A 5942-nucleotide genomic window follows, 5' to 3' on the forward strand; every position below is an offset into this window, starting at 1 on the left:
CCCCCCCCCCCCCCCCCCCCCCCCCCCCCCCCCCCCCCCCCCCCCCCCCCCCCTGCGCGTGCCCGGCCGGTACGCGTCCCGGCCGGGCACGCGTCCTGCCTCAGTGTTCGTCGGCCAGGATCAGGTACAGCTTCTTGCGGGCGTCGTTGATGACCGCGAGGGCCTTCTCCCGCTGCTCGGGCGAGCCGGTCTTGAAGACCTGCCCGAAGGCCTCCATCAGTCCGCCGGCGGCGGCACGGATCTGGTGCATCGCCTCGAAGTCGGGGCCGCGCCCGGCGTCCGCCCAGGGGGCGTCCGGGCCCGACTCGGCCTCGGTGCGGCCGGCGTCGGTGAGCGTGAACAGCTTCTTGCCGCCCTCGCTCGCACTGGTGATCAGCCCCTCGTCCTCCAGCAGCTGCAGGGTCGGGTAGACCGAGCCCGGGCTGGGCTTCCACGCCCCGCCGCTGCGCTCGCCGATCTCCTGGATCATCTCGTAGCCGTGCATCGGCCGGTCGGCCAGCAGCGCCAGGATCGAGGCGCGTACGTCGCCCCGCCTGGCCCGCCCGCGCGGCCCGCCGCGTCCGCCCCGCCCGCCGAAGGGCCCGCCCCCGAAGGGCGGCCCGAACGGGCCGAAGGCGGCGCGCAGCCCCCTGAACTCCTCCCGACGGTCCGGCCCGCAGTGGCCGTGGCCCCGTCCGTGGTCATGTCCGTGGTCGTGCTGTCCGCGTGAACGCATCACTGCGCTCCTTTCGTCATCTCTGCCATGTCCGTCATGCCAGTCGTCGTTTCGACTTCTTCACTATCGTTGATCCATCGCGATGCGTCAACGATATATCGGAAACTGTCGCCGACAGTCGTCCCGTGCATGGCCGTGACCAGGCCAGTCGCCTCGAATTGGCCTTTGTCCGTCTTCGGGGAACCCCCCTACGGTCGGCCCATGCGCATCCGAATCGTCGACGCCTTCACCGACCGCCCCTTCCAGGGGAACCCCGCCGGAGTCCTGCTCCTCGACGGCGGATTCCCCCCGGACACCTGGCTCCGGCAGGTCGCCGCCGAGGTGAACCTCTCCGAGACCGCCTTCGCCCACCCGCTGCCGGCCGGCGGCGAGGCCGACTGGGCGCTGCGCTGGTTCACCCCGGCCGCGGAGGTGGACATGTGCGGCCACGCGACCCTCGCGACCGCGCACGTCATCGCCGCCGCCGGTCTCGCCCGGGGCCCGGTCCGCTTCGCCGCGCGCTGCGGGATCCTCACCGCCGACGTCGCCGGGGACGGGACCGTCACCATGGACTTCCCGACCTCGTCCCTGACCCCGCTGGACCCGGTCCCCGCAGTGGAACGCGCACTGGGAGCGCGGGCCAAGTCGTTCCACGACACCGCCGAGCACATCGGCGACCTGCTGGTGGAGCTGGCCGACGAGCGGACCGTACGGGAACTCGCGCCCGACCACGCGGCCCTGCGCGCCTACGCGCGGCGCGGGGTCATCGTCACCGCGCCGGCCGAGGACCCCTCCCGCGGCTACGACTTCGTCTCGCGCGGCTTCTTCCCCGCCGTCGGCATCGACGAGGACCCGGTGACGGGCAGCGCCCACACCGCCCTCGCCCCCTTCTGGGCGGCGCGCCTGGGCCGCACCGAGCTGACCGGCCTCCAGGGCGGGGCGCGCACGGGCCTGGTCCGGGTCCGGCTCGCGGGCGACCGCACCCTCCTGACGGGCCGCGCCGTCACCGTCGTCGACGGCGAGCTGCTCACCGCCCCCTGACCGCTACGGGGTCGGCAGCCAGCCGACCTTGCCGGCGAGCAGCGCGTACCCGCCGAATGCCACGATGTCGAGCAGGGCGTGCGCGACGACCAGGGGACCGACCCGGCCCCAGCGCCGGTAGGCGAGGACGAAGACGACGCCCATCACCATGTTGCCGACGAACCCGCCGATGCCCTGGTAGAGGTGGTACGAACCGCGCAGCAGGGAACTGGCGAGCAGCGCGGCCGTCGGCGACCACCCCAGCTGGCCGAGCCGGCGCAGCAGGTACGCCAGCACGATGACCTCCTCGACCACGGAGTTCTGCACCGCGGAGAGGATCAGCACGGGGAACTTCCACCACACGTCGGGCAGGGCTTCCGGCACCACCGTCAGGTTGAAGCCGGTGGCCCGGGCCGCCAGGTAGAAGGCGAGCCCGGCACTGCCGATGCCGGCGGCCACCAGCGCGCCCCGGGCCAGGTCCGGGCCGGGCCGGGTCCGGTCGAAGCCCAGGACCCGGAGCCCGGGCGCGCCCTCGCGGGTCAGCAGGTGCGCGACGAGCAGTACGGGGACCAGCGCGGTCGCGATCCCGAACAGCTGCCAGGCCAGGTCCAGCCACGGCCGCCCGGGCGCGTAGGAGCCGTTGAGGGTGGCGGCCTGGTCCTTGAGCCCGCCCGGCTTGGTGAGCGAGCCGATGAAGCTGATCAGCGCCGAGACCCCGCTCGCGCCCAGCGACAGCGCGAGCACGAGCAGGGTCTCGGTGCGCAGGACCCGGCGCCCGTCCTCGCGCAGTTCCACGACCACCGGCTCCGGCTCGACCCGCACGCCTGACTCCCGTCCCGTTGCGACCACCACCCCATACTGCCCCCTCGGCGACGGGAGCGGACCGGCGGGGAGGACCGTCGGGTCCGGATCGGGGAGAGCGGGCCGGGCAGAGCGGGCCGGGCAGAGCGGGCCGGGCAGAGCGGATCAGCGGCGGGCCGACCGCGTGGCGTCCACCTCCTGTTCCTCCAGACCCACGGGCCAGGTGTGCACGGGGTCGCCCTTGTGCATCAGCTCGCTGTAGCGCCGGGTGGTGGCCGCCAGTGCGGCGTCGCGTTCCAGTCCGCCCGCCAGCGCGCGGTGGTACGTCTCCACCTGCCAGGTCGCCCCGTTCACCCGGCGCCGGCACCGCTCCTCGATGATCCCCAGGTAGAAGTCCCGGTCGGCGGGTTCGATGCCCCAGGCGTCCAGCCCGGCCGCGGCCATCGGCAGCAGCTCGTCCAGCACCAGCCGCACCGCGGGCACGCTCACCAGCCCCCCGGCCCGGCCCTTGCGCGGCCAGCGGATCCGCGCGTCGATCCCGTACCGGCAGGCCGCGTCGAAATTGGCCTCCGCCTCCGCGAAGGACATCCGGGTCCACACGGGGCGCGGCTCGTCCGCGAGGGTCCGTACGAGCCCGTAGTAGAAGGCGGCGTTGGCGACGACATCGGCCACCGTGGGCCCGGCGGGCAGCACCCGGTTCTCCACCCTCAGGTGCGGCACCCCGTCGGCGACCCCGTAGACGGGCCGGTTCCACCGGTAGACCGTGCCGTTGTGCAGGACCAGCTCCTGCAGGCTCGGCACCCCGCCCTCGGCGAGCACCCGCAGCGGCTCCTCCTCGTCGCAGATCGGCAGCAGGGAGGGGAAGAAGCGGACGTTCTCGGCGAACAGCTCGTACACCGAGTCCACCCACCGCTCCCCGAACCAGGTCCGCGGCCGCACCCCCTGCGCCTGGAGCTCGGGCGGCCGGGTGTCGGTGGCCTGCGTGAAGAGCGGCGGACGCGACTCGCGCCACAGCTCGCGCCCGAACAGGAACGGCGAGTTGGCCCCCACCGCTATCTGTACGGCGGTCACCGCCTGCGCCGCGTTCCACACGTCGGAGAACCGGGCCGGGGTGACCTGGAGGTGCAGCTGCACGGAGGTGCAGGCGGCTTCCGGCACGATCGAGCCGGTGCTCCAGGTCAGCCGCTCGACCCCGTCGATGTCGAGCCGGAAGTCCTCCCCGCGCATCATCAGGATCTGCTCGTTGAGCAGGGAGTAGCGGTCCACCGCCGAGAGGTTGGCCAGGGCCAGGTCCGCTCGGGAGATGGTGGGCAGGATCCCGATCATCACGACGCCCGCGTCGATCTCCGCGGCCTGCCGGTGGGCGTAGTGGAGTCCCGCGCTCAGTTCTTCGGAGAGCTGGTCGAATACCCTCCCGTCGAGCCGGTGCGGGAGTACGTTCACCTCCAGGTTGAACATTCCGAGTTCGGTCTGGAAATCCGGGCTCGCAATCCGCTCCAGCACCTGCGCATTCACCATGCGCGGCAAACCGTCGGCACCCGCGAGATTCAGCTCGATCTCCAGCCCCATCATGTTCTTCGGGCGATCGAACCTCTTCTCAGCCAGAAGCCGCTCCAGCCCCTCCAGGCACTCGTGAAGCTTCCTCCGATACCGATGCCGATCGGACAGGTCGAACCCGCCTGCCACGACCTTCTCCCCCATCGAAGCGTCCCTCCTCGAGTGGGCCAGGCCCGGTCCACCCGGGCGCACGTCACGGTCGATGATGCCCAGGCACCGTGATCCATAACGCGGGGCGGGGGTCCTTGGCGGGAGCGCGCGCCGGTACGGCCCGGCGGGCGCTCCGGCACATTCACCTGGCAACCCGAGGAACGCAATTTCCCTGTGGCCTTTGCCGGTTCCTGATTAACGGAGGTTTCAAGCCGAGCACCCTTGGGGTAACCTCCGTGGTCAGCGCGGCATGTCCGCGTGCATCCGGCATGAATACCATGACAGCGGGACCGGAAGGCGCCTTGCCGGCAATAGGCGGGACGGCTAGCCGAAACACTGCGTGAACACATGTCGTATAAACTCCGCAAACGAGGCAGAGAGTTGGCGCGCGGCCATTGCCCCAAAGCCCACCTCTGACCCCAGAATGCGACAGCGCCGTCCGCACTTTCCCCCGCACCACAGGTCTCCCAAGTGAGAGGCGACCCACCATGCCGCTGCATGTTCACCCGGCTCCCGCGCCCGCCCTGCGCAGCGTCCTCGCGGCACTCGGTTCTCCCACCGCCGTCCACGAGGCACACACCCCGGCCCTGCGTTCGTGCCAGGGCCCGCTGACCGCCGAACTCCCGCTTCCGGTCCACGTGCTCGACCGCCTGAGCGTGTCCGGCCACGCGGCCGGCGGCCGCCCGCCCCGCACCCGGCTCACCGGCTGGCGGTTCCTGATCCGCAGCGGCGACCGCTTCGTCGCGGCGGCCGACACCCGGCTGACCCCGGACGGCTGGGCCTTCTCCCACTTCTTCGAGGGCCCCTACGTCGCCGCGACCGAACGCGCCCTCCGCCAGGCGGAGTCGCTCGGCAAGGGCTACCAGCCGAGGCTGCTGTCCGTACCTGAGCTGTACATGCTGACCCTGTGGCTGCACGGGGCGGTCGGCGCCGACGCCGCCGCCGGCCTCCCCGCCGCCGCCGACCTGCTGGTGCCCCTGGCCCCGGCCCCGCCCGGGATCGCACCCTTCCGGCCGCATCCCGTCTCGGAACTGCTGCCCGTCATGACCCACCGGCTGACCCCGGCGGCCCCACCGGTCCCGCCGACCCTCGCCGCCCCGGCGGCCTGATCCGGTTGGCCCATTCGGCCTAGTCCGCTCGGGTCAATGCGAACCACCCGAAATGACAGGGGAGTTGGCCTGAACCGCCCGCACGGGTGATGCGTCCTCATTCCAAGAGGACAGCTGCCGGGAAATACCTGCGAAGCAGCCGTCCTGGGGGAACACTGAGGACATCCTCCCCGCAGGTGCGGGGACGACCCAGGGGGACGGCCATGAACCACGCATCGAGCCGTAGCGAACAGACCACACCGCAGCGAAAGAACCCATCCATGTGCCAGCACCAGCCCGCCTGCCCGTCATCAGAATCCGCCGACCGGGAGGCCGCGCGCCCGGTGGCCAACCACCCGGAACAGGGCTGGAGCCTGCTGTGCAACGGCGTCCTGCTCTTCGAGGACACCGGTGAGCTGCTGCCGGACGGACAGATCATCGCCCCGCACCGCCCGCTCGCGGCGGCGTGACCGGCACCGCACGGGAACACACCGCACGGAAGCACACCGCACGGCAACACCGCACGGACACGGAAGGGGGGGGGGGGGGGGGGGGGGGGGGGGGGGGGGGGGGGGGGGGGGTGGCGGGGGGGGGGGGGGGGGGAGGGGGGGGAGGGGGGGGGGGGGGGAGGG

General features: G+C 72.6%; 6 protein-coding genes. 3 read left to right on the forward strand and 3 right to left on the reverse strand.

Translation table 11 applies throughout. From position 1 onward, the window contains the following. Positions 1 to 100 precede the first annotated feature (100 nt). On the reverse strand, positions 101 to 715 hold the full coding sequence (locus AC07A6_RS18650; protein WP_386275611.1) for a PadR family transcriptional regulator: 615 nt from the start codon (positions 713 to 715) through the stop codon (positions 101 to 103). Between the two features lie 201 nt (positions 716 to 916). Between AC07A6_RS18650 and AC07A6_RS18655 the strand changes: the two genes are divergently transcribed. After that, the gene (locus AC07A6_RS18655; protein WP_478777759.1) at positions 917 to 1735 is read left to right on the forward strand and encodes a PhzF family phenazine biosynthesis protein; all 819 of its coding nucleotides are present in this window, start codon (positions 917 to 919) and stop codon (positions 1733 to 1735) included. Positions 1736 to 1738: 3 nt separating this feature from the next. On the opposite strand, the gene AC07A6_RS18660 is transcribed toward AC07A6_RS18655, so the two are convergent. Together AC07A6_RS18660 and AC07A6_RS18665 are read right to left on the reverse strand one after the other, a co-directional pair. After that, positions 1739 to 2536: a CPBP family intramembrane glutamic endopeptidase gene (locus AC07A6_RS18660; RefSeq protein ID WP_362474667.1), complete on the reverse strand. Its 798-nt coding sequence runs from the start codon at positions 2534 to 2536 to the stop codon at positions 1739 to 1741. Between the two features lie 144 nt (positions 2537 to 2680). Beyond that, positions 2681 to 4216, reverse strand: coding sequence for a glutamate-cysteine ligase family protein (locus AC07A6_RS18665; RefSeq protein ID WP_362474670.1), 1536 nt, complete (start codon positions 4214 to 4216; stop codon positions 2681 to 2683). 494 nt (positions 4217 to 4710) lie between these two features. Between AC07A6_RS18665 and AC07A6_RS18670 the strand changes: the two genes are divergently transcribed. Beyond that, positions 4711 to 5331, forward strand: a complete 621-nt coding sequence (locus tag AC07A6_RS18670; protein WP_362474673.1) for a hypothetical protein — start codon at positions 4711 to 4713, stop codon at positions 5329 to 5331. A 260-nt stretch (positions 5332 to 5591) separates the two neighbouring features. Next, the gene (locus AC07A6_RS18675) at positions 5592 to 5780 is read left to right on the forward strand and encodes a DUF5999 family protein (RefSeq protein ID WP_007262885.1); all 189 of its coding nucleotides are present in this window, start codon (positions 5592 to 5594) and stop codon (positions 5778 to 5780) included. Positions 5781 to 5942: the final 162 nt, after the last annotated feature.

Source organism: Streptomyces sp. NPDC044002, from assembly GCF_056434525.1.